The organism is Rhizobium sp. TAL182 (genome assembly GCF_002117725.1).
GTDB classification, from domain to species: Bacteria; Pseudomonadota; Alphaproteobacteria; order Rhizobiales; family Rhizobiaceae; genus Rhizobium; species Rhizobium esperanzae.
On sequence record NZ_CP021024.1, the window covers coordinates 2,663,224 to 2,677,766 of the forward strand.

At 62.5% G+C, this 14,543-nt stretch carries 17 protein-coding genes; 3 read left to right on the top strand and 14 right to left on the bottom strand.

The annotated features are described in order from the left end of the window. The first annotated feature begins 20 nt into the window (after positions 1 to 20). Positions 21 to 419, top strand: a complete 399-nt coding sequence (locus Tal182_RS13370) for a hypothetical protein (protein ID WP_064827759.1) — start codon at positions 21 to 23, stop codon at positions 417 to 419. Continuing rightward, the gene (locus tag Tal182_RS13375) at positions 420 to 779 is read left to right on the top strand and encodes a VOC family protein (protein WP_004669769.1); all 360 of its coding nucleotides are present in this window, start codon (positions 420 to 422) and stop codon (positions 777 to 779) included. It abuts the gene before it with no gap. A gap of 6 nt (positions 780 to 785) precedes the next feature. On the opposite strand, the gene Tal182_RS13380 is transcribed toward Tal182_RS13375, so the two are convergent. From Tal182_RS13380 to Tal182_RS13410, 7 genes are all read right to left on the bottom strand, one after another. Next, complete coding sequence (locus Tal182_RS13380; protein WP_170965902.1) at positions 786 to 1,478, bottom strand: PAS domain-containing protein; 693 nt, start codon at positions 1,476 to 1,478, stop codon at positions 786 to 788. A gap of 309 nt (positions 1,479 to 1,787) precedes the next feature. Beyond that, positions 1,788 to 2,720, bottom strand: coding sequence for a lipid A biosynthesis lauroyl acyltransferase (locus tag Tal182_RS13385; protein WP_085859724.1), 933 nt, complete (start codon positions 2,718 to 2,720; stop codon positions 1,788 to 1,790). A gap of 6 nt (positions 2,721 to 2,726) precedes the next feature. Continuing rightward, the gene (locus Tal182_RS13390) at positions 2,727 to 3,755 is read right to left on the bottom strand and encodes a zinc-binding dehydrogenase (RefSeq protein ID WP_085859725.1); all 1,029 of its coding nucleotides are present in this window, start codon (positions 3,753 to 3,755) and stop codon (positions 2,727 to 2,729) included. 151 nt (positions 3,756 to 3,906) lie between these two features. Further along, positions 3,907 to 5,193, bottom strand: a complete 1,287-nt coding sequence (locus Tal182_RS13395; RefSeq protein ID WP_085859726.1) for a beta-ketoacyl-ACP synthase — start codon at positions 5,191 to 5,193, stop codon at positions 3,907 to 3,909. A gap of 10 nt (positions 5,194 to 5,203) precedes the next feature. Continuing rightward, on the bottom strand, positions 5,204 to 6,409 hold the full coding sequence (locus Tal182_RS13400; protein WP_064810575.1) for a beta-ketoacyl-ACP synthase: 1,206 nt from the start codon (positions 6,407 to 6,409) through the stop codon (positions 5,204 to 5,206). After that, positions 6,406 to 6,888, bottom strand: coding sequence for a 3-hydroxyacyl-ACP dehydratase FabZ family protein (locus Tal182_RS13405; protein ID WP_064803194.1), 483 nt, complete (start codon positions 6,886 to 6,888; stop codon positions 6,406 to 6,408). The genes Tal182_RS13400 and Tal182_RS13405 overlap by 4 nt, the downstream gene beginning before the upstream one ends. A 117-nt stretch (positions 6,889 to 7,005) precedes the next feature. Continuing rightward, positions 7,006 to 7,284, bottom strand: coding sequence for an acyl carrier protein (locus Tal182_RS13410; protein ID WP_003540486.1), 279 nt, complete (start codon positions 7,282 to 7,284; stop codon positions 7,006 to 7,008). Positions 7,285 to 7,572: 288 nt separating this feature from the next. Here Tal182_RS13410 and Tal182_RS13415 point away from each other — a divergent pair, with 288 nt between their 5' ends. Next, positions 7,573 to 8,292, top strand: coding sequence for a Crp/Fnr family transcriptional regulator (locus Tal182_RS13415; protein WP_085859727.1), 720 nt, complete (start codon positions 7,573 to 7,575; stop codon positions 8,290 to 8,292). Positions 8,293 to 8,334: 42 nt separating this feature from the next. On the opposite strand, the gene Tal182_RS13420 is transcribed toward Tal182_RS13415, so the two are convergent. From Tal182_RS13420 to Tal182_RS13450, 7 genes are all read right to left on the bottom strand, one after another. Then, positions 8,335 to 8,763: a L,D-transpeptidase gene (locus Tal182_RS13420; protein WP_064803198.1), complete on the bottom strand. Its 429-nt coding sequence runs from the start codon at positions 8,761 to 8,763 to the stop codon at positions 8,335 to 8,337. 150 nt (positions 8,764 to 8,913) lie between these two features. Next, complete coding sequence (locus Tal182_RS13425; protein ID WP_064803200.1) at positions 8,914 to 9,114, bottom strand: hypothetical protein; 201 nt, start codon at positions 9,112 to 9,114, stop codon at positions 8,914 to 8,916. Positions 9,115 to 9,206: 92 nt separating this feature from the next. Continuing rightward, the gene (cbiB, locus tag Tal182_RS13430; RefSeq protein WP_064803201.1) at positions 9,207 to 10,187 is read right to left on the bottom strand and encodes an adenosylcobinamide-phosphate synthase CbiB; all 981 of its coding nucleotides are present in this window, start codon (positions 10,185 to 10,187) and stop codon (positions 9,207 to 9,209) included. Further along, positions 10,184 to 11,191 (bottom strand): threonine-phosphate decarboxylase CobD, encoded by a 1,008-nt coding sequence (cobD, locus tag Tal182_RS13435; RefSeq protein ID WP_085859728.1) that lies wholly within the window; start codon positions 11,189 to 11,191, stop codon positions 10,184 to 10,186. The genes cbiB and cobD overlap by 4 nt, the downstream gene beginning before the upstream one ends. Next, positions 11,188 to 12,495 (bottom strand): cobyrinate a,c-diamide synthase, encoded by a 1,308-nt coding sequence (locus Tal182_RS13440; RefSeq protein WP_085859729.1) that lies wholly within the window; start codon positions 12,493 to 12,495, stop codon positions 11,188 to 11,190. The genes cobD and Tal182_RS13440 overlap by 4 nt, the downstream gene beginning before the upstream one ends. Beyond that, the gene (gene cobA / locus Tal182_RS13445) at positions 12,492 to 13,331 is read right to left on the bottom strand and encodes a uroporphyrinogen-III C-methyltransferase (protein ID WP_085859730.1); all 840 of its coding nucleotides are present in this window, start codon (positions 13,329 to 13,331) and stop codon (positions 12,492 to 12,494) included. The genes Tal182_RS13440 and cobA overlap by 4 nt, the downstream gene beginning before the upstream one ends. 235 nt (positions 13,332 to 13,566) lie before the next feature. Continuing rightward, the gene (locus Tal182_RS13450; RefSeq protein WP_085859731.1) at positions 13,567 to 14,517 is read right to left on the bottom strand and encodes a nucleoside hydrolase; all 951 of its coding nucleotides are present in this window, start codon (positions 14,515 to 14,517) and stop codon (positions 13,567 to 13,569) included. Between the last annotated feature and the right edge of the window lie 26 nt (positions 14,518 to 14,543).

Genomic DNA, 14,543 nt, shown 5'->3' on the forward strand with positions numbered 1-14,543 from the left:
AGATCAAGGACCTGCAAGCCATGTCGACTATGCCCGCAAGAATCATCCACCAATCGATCGAGCGTGACTGGCGCGACGTCTACGACTTCGCCGGCAAGCCGGAGAACATGCCGCTCTGGGCCTCCGGCCTTGCGACCGGTCTCGAGCCCAATGGCGCCGATTGGATCGCCCATGGCCCTCTCGGCACCATCAAAGTCAGCTTCGTGCCCGCCAATGAATTCGGCGTGATCGACCATACGGTGACGATCGAATCCGGTCTTCGGGTCTATAATGCATTGCGCATCGTGCCGAACGGCGATGGTTGCGAGATCATGTTTACGCTGCTGCGCCTGCCCGGCATGACCGACGCGCAGTTTTCCGCCGATGCCGCCCATGTCGAGAAGGACCTCGCCATGCTGAAAGCCCTGATGGAGAGATAGATGGCCGATAAGTCAGAAAACCACGACCGCCGCATCGATTATGTCGAGTTCAACGTCGCCGACATCGCTGCCGCCAAAGCCTTTTATGGCTCGGCCTTCGGTTGGCGTTTCACCGATTACGGGCCGAACTACTGCGAATTCGACGATGGTCGTTTGAAGGGCGGCTTTACCGATTTCGGACCCGTGCGGCCAGGAGGACCGCTTGTCGTCGTCTACGCCAATGATCTGGAGGAGGTGTTGACGTCGGTGGAAAGGGCCGGCGGCACGATCTGCCGGCCGATCACCGATTTTCCCGGCGGCCGCCGCTTCCATTTCCTCGACCGCGACGGTTATGAGCTCGCCGTCTGGGCGACTGCATAAGCTGGATCACCGATCCATCACGATCAGAGCACCGATCACCGTACCGCCGGCATCACGCAGCGGCGACATGCGACAGCGCACCTGCCGTGATGCGCCCTCGCCGGTCGCCCGCTCATAGGTGTAGTCGATCTGCTCGCCGGCAAAGCAGGCGTCCAGTTTATGCCTGGCGCATCCGGCAAAGCGTTCTTCGCCGATGAATTCGGAAATATGGTGGCCGATGAGATCCATCGGCTTTCTGTCCAGATGAGCGCTGTTGGCCGCATTGGAATAGAGATAGCGATAGTCCCTGGTCAGCACCGCTACCCGATCCGGCAGGCTTTCGAGAATCGCCGCATTGAGAAACTGGCCGTTGTCGGTGTCGGGCACGTAGGCTGCGGGCGGCTCGATTCGCACATCCTGCGGCGAAGGCACCCGCCAATCCGGCCCATGCGTGCCGAAATAGCGATCGAGCAGGTAGGAAAGCACCGTCGTGTGTTCTCGGACGCTGGCGCTGTCGTCCGCATCCCGGGCGATGAGATGGCTGACGAACTGCAGTTGCATATACACTTCCAGCAGATTGGCGGCCTTGCATGCCAGGATCGCCTCGACCAGTGGCTCGACATGCCGATCGAGCGACATGACGCGCTGATCGTCGCCGAGGCGTATGGCTTCCTCTATTTGCGCGTAACGCAAGGAAAAGGCTCGAAATAGATCCAGCAAGACGCCTCTCACTCCCATTGTCCCAAGCGGCGTGTCCAATAACCGGGATGGTGCACGTGCGAAAATGCCGCCTTCCGGTAGATTTTACTCGCGCCCTGGTAGTGACGGGTAACATGAAGTGTACTCGGTTTCAATCCGAGAGCACCTGCCGCTTTTCACCGCTGATAAATGGGGGGTGGACCTTCTTAGAGCCTTTCCTAGTTAGATTGAAGCATTCTGCCGGAGCAGGTTTTCGTCAGGGCAGAGGCGATTGGCGACATCCGACTCCGTTTGAGCCAACAGAATGCTTCAATCTAACCAGGAAAGGCTCTAAGCGAGCGTCTTCTTGATCTGCCAGCGGTCGTGATACCAGAGCCACTGTTCCGGATATTCCCGTACCCAGCTCTCGACCTTGTCGTTGAGCAGCTGGGCCGCTGCCGGCAGGTCGAGATTGCCTCTTTCGTCGCGCGGCATCTCCAGCCGCGGCTCGATTTCCAGGCGGTAGCGGTTTCCCGGCAGGCGAATGCAGCGCGCCGGATAGACCTCGCAATCGAACTGGCGCACCAGCTTCGGCAGCAACGGATTGGTCTTCACCTCACGCCCGAAGAAGGTGCCCTTCAGCCCCTTGCCGAATTTTTGGTCGACGAGCACGCCCACGCCCTGGCCGGCTTCCAGCTGACGCGCCAGCGCGAAGGAGGAACCGGCATGAGACGGTACCAGCTTGCCCATGCGGGCGCTGCGGAAGTCGAACACCTTCTTGGCGACGTAAGGGTTATTCGGCGGCCGGAAGAGCACGGTCACCGTCAGTCCGAAGGCAGCACCCGCCACCGGCAGCAGCTCAAAATTGGCGGTGTGGCCGGTGAACACGATAAAGGGGCGCGGATTGTCGCGCAGGTCGAGGAAGATCGGAATGCCCGAGACCTCCACCCTGCCCGGTTCCGATTTTTCGGGATCATAGTCGAACAGCTGGTCGAGGAAGACATATTCGGCCGCGAGCCTTCCCATATTGCCCCAGCTGGCGAGCGCGATCTTCTCGATCTCGGCCTCGCTCTTCTCGGGAAAGGCGTTGCGCAGATTGGTCAGCATCAGCTTGTGGCGGCGGGTCCGCCGGCCGAGGCGGCGCATCACCCTGTCGGCAAAGCGGATCGCGCCGTCGGCCGGAAACAGCTTCAGCAGGTTTAGGAAGCCGAACATCGCCTGCGCCACCAGCCATTGCTGGAAATTCCTGAGCGCCAGGACGATCCGGGTGATGATCAGCTTCACGTCAGGTCAATCCATCTTCAGGATGATCTTGCCGAAGATCTGGCGCGATTCCATCCGCTCCAGCGCCCGGTCGATATCGTCGAAGCCGACTTCGGTGTCGATGACGGGATGGACGAGCCCGCGGCCCATCTTCTGCATGGCATCAGCCATATTCTCCATGCGGCAGCCGAAGGAGCCGAGCAGTTTCAATTGCTGCTGGAACAGCATCATCAGGTTCATTTCGGTCGAAACACCGGAGGTCGAGCCGCAGGTGACAAGGCGCCCGCCGCGCTTCATGCAGAGCATCGAACCCGCCCAGGTATCCTTCCCGACATGTTCGAAAACGACGTCGACGCCCTTCTTCTTGGTGAGCTTGCGCACCACGCCCTCAAAGCGGTCGGTGCGGTAGTTGATGACGTGATCGGCGCCGAGCGCCTTGGCCTTCTCGATCTTGTCGTCGGAGCCGACGGTGGTGATGACGGTGCAGCCGATCTTCTTGGCAAGCTGGATTGCCGCCGTGCCGATGCCGGAGCCGCCGGCATGGACGAGGATCGTTTCACCGGGCTCGAGCTTGGCATTGTCGAACAGCATATGCTCGACCGTGCCGAAGGTGACGGGCGCGAGCGCCGCACCGATCGCATCGACTCCGGGAGGAGCCGGAACGAGCAGGCGCGCGGGAAGGTTGACCTTCTCTTGCGCAAAGCCGTCGAGATGAAAGCCGTGCACGCCGGAAACGTGTTCGCAGAGATTATCGCGGCCTTCCCGGCAGGGGCGGCAGAGCCCGCAGGTGCGCGCGCCATAGATCGAGACCAACTGACCCGGCAGCACGTTGGCGACACCGGGCCCGATCGCCTCGACGACGCCGGAGGCTTCCGCGCCGATGACGAGCGGCATCTTGCGCTTGGCAAACGCCATGCCGCGCCAGCCCCAGACGTCGATATGGTTGAGCGCCACGGCCTTGACGCGCAGCGTCACCTCGCCGGCTGCCGGTGCATCCGGTTCCGACAGGTCGGTGATCTCAAGCTTGCGGTCATCGATCAGTTGCAGCGCGCGCATAATATATAGTTCTTTCTTCTACGTGGATCGTCGTCACGCTCGGGCTTGTCCCGAGCATCTGCCAGCGGTCATTGAGTGACGCAAGTAGATCCTCGGGACAAGCCCGAGGATGACGTCAAAAACCACTTCGTCCCAAAATCAAGGAGGGTCTCTAAGCCGGTTCGAGCGCCATGACAAGGCTGGCATTCTGCCCGCCGAAGCCGAAGGAGTTGGAAAGCACGGCCGAAACCCGGGCTTCCCGCTTCTTGTTCGGCACGACATCGAGCACGATGGACGGATCCGGATTATTGTAGTTGATCGTCGGCGGCAGCGTACCCGTCAGCATCGTCTGCAGCGAGAACACCGCCTCGACCGCGCCTGCAGCCGTCAGCGTATGGCCGATCATCGACTTGTTGGACGACACCGGAATGCCGACGAGCTTCTCGCCGAAGACGGCGGACATCGAGCCATATTCCATCTTGTCGTTTTCAGGAGTCGAGGTGCCATGCGCGTTGATATAGCCGATGCCGCTCTCGTCGATGCCAGCATCAGCAAGGGCCGCGCGGATCGTCGCGATGGCCGGGCCGCCGTCGGGCGACGACCGGGTGCGGTGGAAGCTGTCGGCCTTGTCGCCAGCGCCCTTCATGATGCCGAGCACCTTGGCCCCGCGGGCAACCGCCGATTCCAGCGATTCCAGCACCAGCGTCGCGGCACCCTCCGCGATGACGAAGCCGTCGCGGTCCTTGCTGAACGGCTTGGAGGCCTTGGTCGGCGGATCGTTCTGCGTCGAAAGGGCAGACAGCAGCGAGAAGCGGATGAGCGCTTCGGCGCTCAGCGATCCGTCCGTCGCAACGGTCAGCGCGCGGTCGGTGCGACCCTGGCGGATCGCTTCGATGCCGAGCTGGATCGCAGTGACGCCGGAGGCGCAGGCCGTCGACAAGGTCACGGGAAGGCCGCGCGTGCCGAACCGGTCTGCGAGGCGCTCGGAAATCGCGCCGAACAGGGCCGCTTCGTGGAACGCCGGGTCCGGCCGTTGGCGCAGCGCCGTCAAGAAGCGCTCGTAGGCGTCACCCGGATGGTCGGCCGCCGGCGAACGGTCGGCAAGTTCGAAACGGGCGCTCCATTCGGGCTCGATCGGCGGCGCGGCAAGGAACAGCGGGCCGTTGAAATCGCCTGAGAGACCGGCGTCGGCCAATGCCTCGATGGTCGTCTCGCGCGCGAAGGCATAGGAGCGCTCGACGGCGTTCGGCACCGGAATGTCGATAAAATCGACGGTGCCGGCGATCCGTGTGGACAGGCCTTCTGTGGGAAAACGGTTGATTGCGTGGATGCCCGAGGTGCCGGAGGAAAGGGCTGCCCAATTGTCCTTCAGGCCCTGGCCGAGCGAGGTGATGATACCCATGCCGGTCACTGCGACGATCGGCCGGCCGAGATGATCCTTGTAAGCAGAATCCGTCATATCTGTCTCCTCACGCCTCAGCAGAAAGAACGGCGACGCCCTCGCCGCGCTGGTGACCGACTGTCGTGACGACAGCAGCCTTCGTGCCTGCCTTCATTGGCGCTTCATGGGCGGCATCGAACGGCGGGACCTTGGCATTGGCATCGATGGCAAGGGCTGCGAGCGCCAGCCCCAGCGGGAACTGCGCCTCGATCGTGTGACCGGACACACCGCCGAAGCCGCGGATGGCAGCGCCGGGAAGCTGATGCTCCAGCACCGCCTTTTCGCGGGCTGCGATCTCATGCATGCCGGTCGAGCCGGAGAAGATCGCTGTGCTCTCCGCCGGCAGCTCGGCGGCAGGCTTTAGCAGGCGCTCCATGCGCACCTCGAAATTGCCGGCGCTGCGATTGCCGCGATCGCCTTCGACGGCGCTGATCGTCGCATAGATATGCGCGCCGCGCTCTTCCGCATGCTTGCGCGATTCCAGCACCAGGAAGGCACCGGCCGAACCGGTGATCATGCCGCCGCCCTCGAGGCCGGAGCGCGACCAGAGCGGCGCCCACTCGCCGCGCGTATGCGCGCCTATCGCCTCGGTCAGCAGGATCATGTCGGGGCGCTCGGCAGCAAAGGCGCCGCCGACAAGCGCATGGGTGGATTCGCCGGAGCGAATCCGCCAGAACGCCGTCTCGACGGCGGAAACGCCTGAGGCTTCCTCGCCCATGAAGGTGCGCGACGAGCCGGTGACCTTGTGAACGATGGAAATGTTGCCGGCGAGCAGGTTGGAAAGCTGCGCCAGGAAGAGCGTCGGCCGGAGTTCCGTCGTCAGCTTCTCGTTCAGCAGCAGCTCGCGGTCGTTGCGCTTCAGGCCCTCGTCGACGATCAGCGTATCGACGTTGATGTCGCGTTCGCCGCCGCCGGCCGCCACGATCATGTCCATCGTGCCGCAGGCCTCGATATTGTCCTTGAAGCCGGCATCGTCGAGCGCGAGCCCCGCTGCGAACACGCCGATGCGCTGCCAGTTTTCCATCTGGCGCTGGTCGCCACGCTTGGCGATCTGCTGCGACCAGTCGATCTCCGGCAGCGGATGCACCGGATAGGGCTTGAATTTTTCGGTCTCGACGATCGCCTTCGGTGCCCTTTCGGCCGAAAGCAGCGCGATATGCGCATCCTTGCCGACGCCCTGACAGGTGACGATGCCGACGCCAGAAATGACGACGTCGTTTGCGGCCTTGCTCATCCAATCACTCCCTGCGCTGCGATCGCCTCGAGAAGCCCGACCTCGCCGGCGCGTTTTTTCACGATATCGCCGAGCGGAACCTCGCTGAAGGGCATGGTGCGCAGTTTCAGCTGCGCGTCGCAGACCTTCTTGCCGCCGCTGGTGATCTTGGCCTTAGTGACCGCGAAGCCCGAACCGTCGTGCTCCAGCACCGCCTCGATGTCGAGCACGGCCTCCGGCTCGACGAAGGTGCGCATCTTGGCGCCGTCGACCGACATCAGGAAGGGCATGGCGGCGAAATCGGTTGCGGCAAGCACCAGCATGCCGGAGGCCTGCGCCATGGTCTCTATCAGCAACACGCCGGGAACGAGCGGCATGCCGGGAAAATGGCCCTCGAAGACGGGGCTTTTGGCCGGCACGACGGATCGCGCCGCAAGCGTGCCCTTCTTCAGGTCCACCGCTTCGACGCGGTCAATCATCTGGAAATATTCCAGCAGCATTCGGATCCTCCGGCCCGACGGGCAAGATCCGCCCACCGGTGACGCCTAGTTAGGAACGAAACCGCCCAGCCGCCATAGTCAGGGCGGCAGGGCGTTCAAAAAAGACTGGTGTGTCGCTCAGGCCTTGGCCGCTTTAAGCTCGTCGATCTTGGCGCAGAGGTTCTTCAGCACGAAATATTCTTCCGTAGAAACCTTGCCTTCGTTGACCTCCTGCGTCCACTTTTCGAGCGGAATCTTGATGCCGAATTCCTTGTCGATCGCAAAGACGATGTCGAGAAAATCGAGGCTGTCGATACCGAGGTCGTCGATCGTATGGCTCTCCGGCGTGATCGTGGCGCGATCGATCTCGCTGGTTTCTGCAATAATGTCGGCAACTTTATCGAATGTAGCGGTCACGCGCTGTACCTCATGAAATGACGATTTAAACCCCCTCATAGGCAAATCCTTTTCAAAAGCCAATGCTTTCGTCCGGGCGTTACGGCAAATTGACAATAAGGTGTTGCCTAAACAGCAATGGAACGCCGGCGAGTACAGGCGCCGAAAACAGGATGCGGCTGTCCAACATCCGCACCGGTCTTTGATCTGAATCAAATTATGCGCGCTGGCATTTGATAATCATCAAGCTGCGCTGGAAGGAATTGCGATTGCGTTCCAGCATGTCCGGCTTTTTGAAGGATCACGACGATGGACCTTGCCAGCAGCGAGATTTTCGAGACAGGCACGCCCGTCGCATGTCGTTCCTGTCAGGCGCGGCACGGCGTCGTCTGCGGCGCCCTCTCGAACGCTCAGTTGAAGGAGCTCAACCGACACTCCCTGCGCCGCAAGATCGAGGCCGGCTCGGAGATCGTTGCGCAAGGATCGGAAAGTTCGTTTTATTCGAACATCATGCGCGGCGTGGTGAAGCTCTGCAAGATGATGCCGGACGGACGCCAGCAGATCGTCGGCCTGCAGTTCGCTCCCGATTTCGTCGGCAGGCCCTTCGTCCGCGAAAGCACACTATCGGCGGAGGCGGCAACCGAGGCCGAAATTTGTGTCTTCCCGCGCAACCTGCTCGACAGCATGATCGCGGAGACGCCGGAGCTGCAGCGCAGGCTGCACGATCAGGCGCTCAACGAGCTGGACGCCGCGCGCGACTGGATGCTGACGCTCGGCCGCCGCACGGCGGAGGAGAAGGTTGCAAGCCTGCTCCACCTCATCGCAACCCATGCCGAGCCGCAAGCCGCCGTCAGCACGGCCTTCGATTTGCCGTTATCGCGCGCCGAGATCGCCGATTTTCTCGGGCTGACGATCGAAACCGTCAGCCGGCAAATGACAAGGCTGCGCAAGCGGGGTGTCATCCTGATTGAGAACTCCAGACATATCGTCGTTCCCGATCTGGATGAGCTGGAAAGGATCAGCGCCTAACGCGATCACACGTCGAATTCGGATTCACGCGCTGATCGGGGATCAGCGCGTGATGACAACGCGGGTATTGGCAAGACCCGCCTGCCGCGCCAGTGAGAAGAACTCGGCCGCATTGTCAGGATGCAGGCGAACGCAGCCATGCGAGGCCGGTGTGCCGAGTCGCTTCAGATCGAAAGTGGCGTGAACGGCGTAACCGCCGTTGAAAAACACAGCATACGGCATCGGCGCGTTGTCGTATTTGCGCGAACGGTGATCGCGCGACAGCCATTTGGCGCTCCAGGAGCCGGTGGGCGTGACATAACCATTGCGCGCGGTCGAAACCTTCCAGCGATATTTGACGAAGCCGTCCTCGGTGACGGTCATCGTCTGTTTTCCGATACTGATATTGGCGACCAGCGTTGCTGCTTCAGCCGCAACCGGAGAAAACTGCAGCAATAAGCTTGCCGCCGCGGCGGCAAAAATCGTCTTCATGATAACCCCTCTTCGCACCCGCGCATTTGATTGCGCCCTCACGACAGAGAGACTACGACGATACTTGATTATATAGCTTTAACCCGAATGGTAATCACAATTCTAACAGGGCAATGACGGGTTTAAGCGCCGCAGGACGGCCGCTCTGTCTCACTGAAGCTTGCGCGCCGCCGGCCTTTGCTTGAGCTGCTGATAGGCCTTGTTCATCCTTTCGCGGATGGAGGCCATGGTGCCGAGATTATGGCCGCAGGCCGCGCAGCTTATGATGTCCGTCTCCCGGATCTCCGGACGCTCGAATTTCATCTTGGTGCTTTTGCACTTCGGGCACGGTAGTTCAACCTGAACTGTCATCGTTCTGCTTCCGGTCTGATGGATATGAGGCGTTTCGCATAAAGCTTTACGGCAGGACTGTCCACTGGGGCGTGAGCTGTGCCGCAAGTCCCTCACAGAAAGCACAAAAACAATCCGAACGTCACGCCGGCAAGCACCATGCAGCTCGCCTGATACACGGAGACTCCGTCTTCGATGTCGCCGGATGTCGCGACATCGCGCCCGGGATTGTTGATCATCGGTTCGGTAACGAGCACGCCGCCATAGATGCGCGGTCCTGCGAGCTGGACATTCAGCGCGCCAGCCATTGCCGCTTCCGGCCGGCCGGAATTCGGCGAACGGTGCAGACCGCCGTCGCGCATCGCCACCCGGATCGCCTCGCGGCAGGCGCTGGTGCCGCGCCGGATCCAGGCGCCGGCAGCAATCAGCAGGATGGAAAGGCGCGCGGCCGGCCAGTTGGCGACATCGTCGAGCCGGGCGGCCGCCCAGCCGAAATCGATGTATTTTTCCGATCTATGGCCGATCATCGAATCCGCCGTGTTCAGCATCTTGTAGGCAAAAAGCCCTGGCAGGCCGAAGATAGCATACCAAATCGCCGGCGCGACGACGCCATCGGAGAAGTTCTCGGCAAGGCTTTCGATCGCCGCGCGGCAGACGGCCGGCTCATCCAGCGTCTCGGGATCGCGCCCGACAATGCGGGCGACGGCGGCCCGCCCACCGGCAAGCCCCTCCTCACGCAGGGCGACGGCAACGGCAGCGACGTGGTCGGCAAGGCTCTTCTGCGCCAGAAAGATCGCCACCAGCCCGGTCTCCAGCAGGATGCCGCCGAGGCCGAACAGCGCGAAAAACCGGTTGAACACGAAGCCTGCCGCCACAGCCAGCAACAGCAGCGCCAGGATGGCGGCAACGCCGTTCATCCGCCGTTGATGCCCCGTGAGGCTTGAAGGATTGAGCTGCTGGTCGGCATAGGAGATCACCGCTCCGAAAATCGCAACGGGATGCGGCACGCGTGACCAGAGCCATTGCGGATCGCCGAGTATTCGGTCGAGCAGCAGCGCCAGAAGCAGCACGAGAAGGTTTAGATCGATCGTCATCGCTCAAATCTCTGAAGGACTTCGCCAAGCCGCCGGTCCGCCGCCGGATCGGGCGTCAGCCCGAAACGGAGCCAAGCGGGCGCATAGTCGAACTTGCGGACGAGAATATGATGGCGGCAGAGATGCGTGTAAATGTCGCTCGCCCTGGCATCGTCGACAAGGGTAAACAACGCCGTTCCCCCTGTAATCTGCAGCCCGAGCCCGGTCAGCACCGCATGAAGCCCGGCGCGGCGTTCATCGATGCGCCGGCGGATGGGGGAAACGTCCGAACGCAGCAGCGAGCCCGCTATCGAAAGGGCCGGTCCGGAAACCGCCCAGGGTCCGAGCCACTCCTCGAAACGCTTGAGAATATCGTCAGGCGCAATCGCAAAGCCGAGCCGCAGACCGGCGAGCCCGAAAAACTTGCCGAAGGAGCGGAAGATCACCAGATTGGAAAGCCTCTGCGCGTGGCCCGCGAGACTGAACGCCGGATCGGCATCGCCGAAGGCTTCGTCGACAACCAGAAGTCCGTTGACCGCCTTCATCCTGTCATGCACGCCAATCAGCGTTTCCACAGGCCATGCCAGCCCATCGGGATTGTTCGGATTGACGACGACGGCAAGCCCATGCTCGGTTCCGATCGCCGCGACATGATCGACGATATCGACGGCAAAACCGGCCGAAATAAAAGCGCGCGCATACTCGCCATAGGTCGGCGCCACGACGGCGACCTTGGCGCCCTCACCCATTGTCAGCAACCGCGGCAGAAGCTGGATCACCGATTGCGTGCCGGGCACCGGCAGCGGCAGGATCTCGCCGCTCCCGTAGTAATCGCGCGCCGTCCGCCTTGCCTCATCGACCAGATGGCTGTCCGGGAGGCGGTGCCAGGCCCTTGTCGGGATTTCCGGCAGGGCCGCCGGGCATGGATTGATCCCGGTGGAAAGGTCGAGCCAGTCTTCCGGCCTGCCGCCAAAGGCGGCAGCAGCGGCAGTAACTCCGCCACCGTGGACGATCAGCGCGCTCATGCGGAGATCCCGGCGAGATCGATCAGATGCATGTAGGAACCCGCCACCTGCCCGCGCCGGAGCCCCGCCGGGCCGAGATCGGTTCCGAGCGCATCCCGCACCTGAAACAGCCGCTCGCCCTCGCCTTCGGAAATGAGGGTGGAATAGTGGAATTCATGCGCCGTCATCGCCCGCTGAAAGATCGCATGATCGAGCGGCATGACGTGGCGATAACCGAGATGGCGTTTGCGCGCGGCATAGCTGGTGACGACGGGCAGCAGACCAAGCATCTCGTGACGCTTGCCCTCTGCGTCGATCAGCCCTTCGCCGAGCACCATGTAGCCGCCGCACTCGCCATAGATCCGGATGCCGCGCGCCGCCGCATCGAGGAGGGCGGCGCGGAAATTCCGCGCCTGGGAGAGCTTTACGGCATGCAGTTCGGGATACCCCCCGGGCAGATAGATCGCATCGGCATCGGCAGCCGGCACCTCGTTGGCGAGCGGCGAGAAGAAGGAAATCGCAGCCCCCCGCCGCCGCCAGCCAAGCAGCATGTGCTCATAGGAAAAGGCAAAGGCGATATCGCGGGCCACCGCAATGCGACTGCCGAGCGGCGGCAGACGATCGATATTGGCGGCCGACGGCCGGTTGAGGCCCTGCCTGGCAATGCGCAGCAGAAACTCGAAATTGCATTCCTCGGAGACGGCATCCGCCGCATGCTCGATGAAACCTTCAAGGCTCGCATGTTCACCGGCCTGAACAAGCCCGAGATGGCGATCCGGCAGGGCAAGCGCCTTGTCGCTGCCGATCACGGCGATCACGGGCATGCGGATCGCCTCGAGCGCCTGACGCAGCATCGCCTCGTGCCGTTCGCTGCCGACCTTGTTGAGGATGACGCCCGCAACGCGGACATCGGCGCGGAAACCGGCAAATCCGGCCACCAGCGGCGCGACCGATTGCGACATGCGTGAGGCGTCGACGACCAACACCACGGAAAGGCCGAGCTGGGCGGCCAGATCCGCTGCCGTCCCTTTGCCGTCGGCCGCCCCATCGAACAGTCCCATCATCGCCTCGACGACGAGAATGCGGTCGCCGGAGCGGTGCAGCGTCGCATTGGCCGAGATCAGCTCCGGCCGCATCGCCCAGGGATCGAAATTCAGGCACAGCGTGCCGCTCGCGGCGGCATGGAAGGCGGGATCGATATAGTCGGGGCCGGCCTTGCCGGGCGCGATCGCGATGCCGCGCCGACGCAAGGCTCTGAGCAGGCCGAGCGTCACCGTCGTCTTGCCGGCACCGGAAGAAGGAGCTGCGATCAGGAGGCCGCTCATGCCAGCACCTGGCCGGACTGGCGGAACGGATCGGGCTGCAGGCGTCGTCCGGCGAGAGCGCCGAGCCAATCGAGCGAGACTCGGAGCCGCACCACCTCGCCGACGACGACCACCGCCGGCGGCTCGAGCCCGGAGGCGGCGACAGCCTCGGTCGCCTGCCCAAGCGTCGTCTCCAGCACCTGCTGCGCGCCGGTCGCCGCATTGCAGACGAAAGCCACGGGCTCGGATGGCGAGCGGCCAGCCGCAATGAGGTTGGCGCTGATCTGAGCGATATGCTTCATCGCCATGTACATGACGATCACGGGCGAACCCTTGCCGATCGCTTCCCAGTCGATCCTGTCGGGCACGATGCCGGAGGAATCATGGCCGGTGAGAAACGTCACCGCATGATTGATCTCGCGATGCGTCACGGGAATGCCTGCATAGGCAAGCCCGCCGATACCGGCGGTGATCCCCGGCACGATGCGGAACGGGATATTGTGCTCGACCAGCGTCAGCGCCTCCTCGCCACCGCGCCCGAAGACGAAAGGATCGCCCCCCTTCAGCCGAAGCACCCGCTTTCCGGCGCGCGCCAGTTCCACCAGGCGCAACGAAATATCCCGCTGCTTAGCCGAGGGTTTGCCGCCGCGTTTGCCGGCATATTCGAGTTCGGCGCCGGGGTGCGCGAGCCTCAGACAGTCCTCATTGACCAGCGCGTCATGGACGATCACATCGGCCTCGGCGAGCCCCCTGGCGGCCAAGAGCGTCAGCAGGCCCGGATCACCCGGACCGGCCCCGACGAGCCAGACGGTGCCCGGCTCCAACGCCGGCAAATGGGAGACTATGCTATTCAACATTTTGTTGATCTAGGCCCAGCAAGAGCCAAGGTCAACGCCGCCCACACCACCTTGCTTGAAGTTGCTGAGATGACGATGAATCACTTTGCGAACAGCCGGATTCGAGATCGCAGGAAAGCTCCGCAGCAATATGAATACACCATGATAGTACCCTTAGCGACCGACCATGGCACAGATTGTTGCCAAAGTCGGCGCCTGCTGCGGCGAAACACAATGCAATCGGCCTTCAAGGCGCTCAGCCGCGAAGCAGCGTATCGCGGATCAGTTTCAGGACCTTTTCCGACTCGATCCCTGTGGTGACGATCTGGCTCGGCCGATCATCCCAATCGCCGGGCGGGAAGCGGCGGCCATCCGGCTTGACGATCGTCTGTCCGTCGGCGATGCCGCCGCAGACGACACGCACCGCGCCCGATATCGACGAGAACAGTTCCGGCGCCACGACGTAGACTGCGGCGCAGCTGTCATGCACCATCATTCCGTCCTCGACCGCATGCTTGTAGAAGTCGATGTAAGACTGCGAGAGTGCATCGAGCAATTTCACGGCGCCATCCCCCTCGGCCGCCATCCTGCCGAGATAACTGCGGCTCATCGTGGTGATCGAGGTGACGTCGAGGCCGATGACTGCGACTTTCCAGGGCGCGGTCATGACGATGTCGGCGGCCTCGGGATCGCCGTGAATATTGGCCTCGGCGACCGGCGAGACATTGCCGGGCACATAGAAATTGCCGCCCATGATGACGACGTCCTTGACCAGGGTCGCGATCTCCGGGTCTTCCTTCAACGCCCGCGCCAGATTGGTCATTCGCCCGACCGCGACCAAGCGCACCTCGCCAGGATTGGCACGCACGGTGTCGATGATGAAGCGGTGCGCCGGGCGCGGATCGAGCGGCAGGTCGATCGCTGCCGGCACATCGATATCGCCGAGACCGTTGTCGCCATGCACCATGGAAGGCCATTCCCGCTCCGCTCGTGAGGCATCGATGGTGACGCTGGCGCCCTTGGCGACGGGCGCGGGAATATTCCATTCGCGCTTGAGGAAGAGCGCATTGCGCGTCGTCGTCTCGACCGATGCATTGCCAAAGACCGTGGTGATCCCGATCAGATCGATTCCTGGATGGCGATGCAGGAAGAGAAGCGCCATGGCGTCGTCAACGCCCGGGTCAGTGTCGTAAATGACCTTGTGCATGATATGTCCTCTAAATGTGAATCGCG

Excerpts from the sequence above, each read along its gene's own strand:
- Tal182_RS13395 (WP_085859726.1), bottom strand. The coding sequence starts at position 5,193 with ATGACGGATTCTGCTTACAAGGATCATCTCGGCCGGCCGATCGTCGCA.
- Tal182_RS13440 (WP_085859729.1), bottom strand. The coding sequence starts at position 12,495 with ATGAGCGGCCTCCTGATCGCAGCTCCTTCTTCCGGTGCCGGCAAGACG.
- cbiB (WP_064803201.1), bottom strand. The coding sequence starts at position 10,187 with ATGACGATCGATCTAAACCTTCTCGTGCTGCTTCTGGCGCTGCTGCTC.
- Tal182_RS13425 (WP_064803200.1), bottom strand. The coding sequence starts at position 9,114 with ATGACAGTTCAGGTTGAACTACCGTGCCCGAAGTGCAAAAGCACCAAG.
- Tal182_RS13450 (WP_085859731.1), bottom strand. The coding sequence starts at position 14,517 with ATGCACAAGGTCATTTACGACACTGACCCGGGCGTTGACGACGCCATG.
- cobA (WP_085859730.1), bottom strand. The coding sequence starts at position 13,331 with ATGTTGAATAGCATAGTCTCCCATTTGCCGGCGTTGGAGCCGGGCACC.
- cobD (WP_085859728.1), bottom strand. The coding sequence starts at position 11,191 with ATGAGCGCGCTGATCGTCCACGGTGGCGGAGTTACTGCCGCTGCTGCC.
- Tal182_RS13415 (WP_085859727.1), top strand. The coding sequence starts at position 7,573 with ATGGACCTTGCCAGCAGCGAGATTTTCGAGACAGGCACGCCCGTCGCA.
- Tal182_RS13375 (WP_004669769.1), top strand. The coding sequence starts at position 420 with ATGGCCGATAAGTCAGAAAACCACGACCGCCGCATCGATTATGTCGAG.
- Tal182_RS13405 (WP_064803194.1), bottom strand. The coding sequence starts at position 6,888 with ATGCTGCTGGAATATTTCCAGATGATTGACCGCGTCGAAGCGGTGGAC.
- Tal182_RS13420 (WP_064803198.1), bottom strand. The coding sequence starts at position 8,763 with ATGAAGACGATTTTTGCCGCCGCGGCGGCAAGCTTATTGCTGCAGTTT.
- Tal182_RS13390 (WP_085859725.1), bottom strand. The coding sequence starts at position 3,755 with ATGCGCGCGCTGCAACTGATCGATGACCGCAAGCTTGAGATCACCGAC.
- Tal182_RS13400 (WP_064810575.1), bottom strand. The coding sequence starts at position 6,409 with ATGAGCAAGGCCGCAAACGACGTCGTCATTTCTGGCGTCGGCATCGTC.
- Tal182_RS13370 (WP_064827759.1), top strand. The coding sequence starts at position 21 with ATGTCGACTATGCCCGCAAGAATCATCCACCAATCGATCGAGCGTGAC.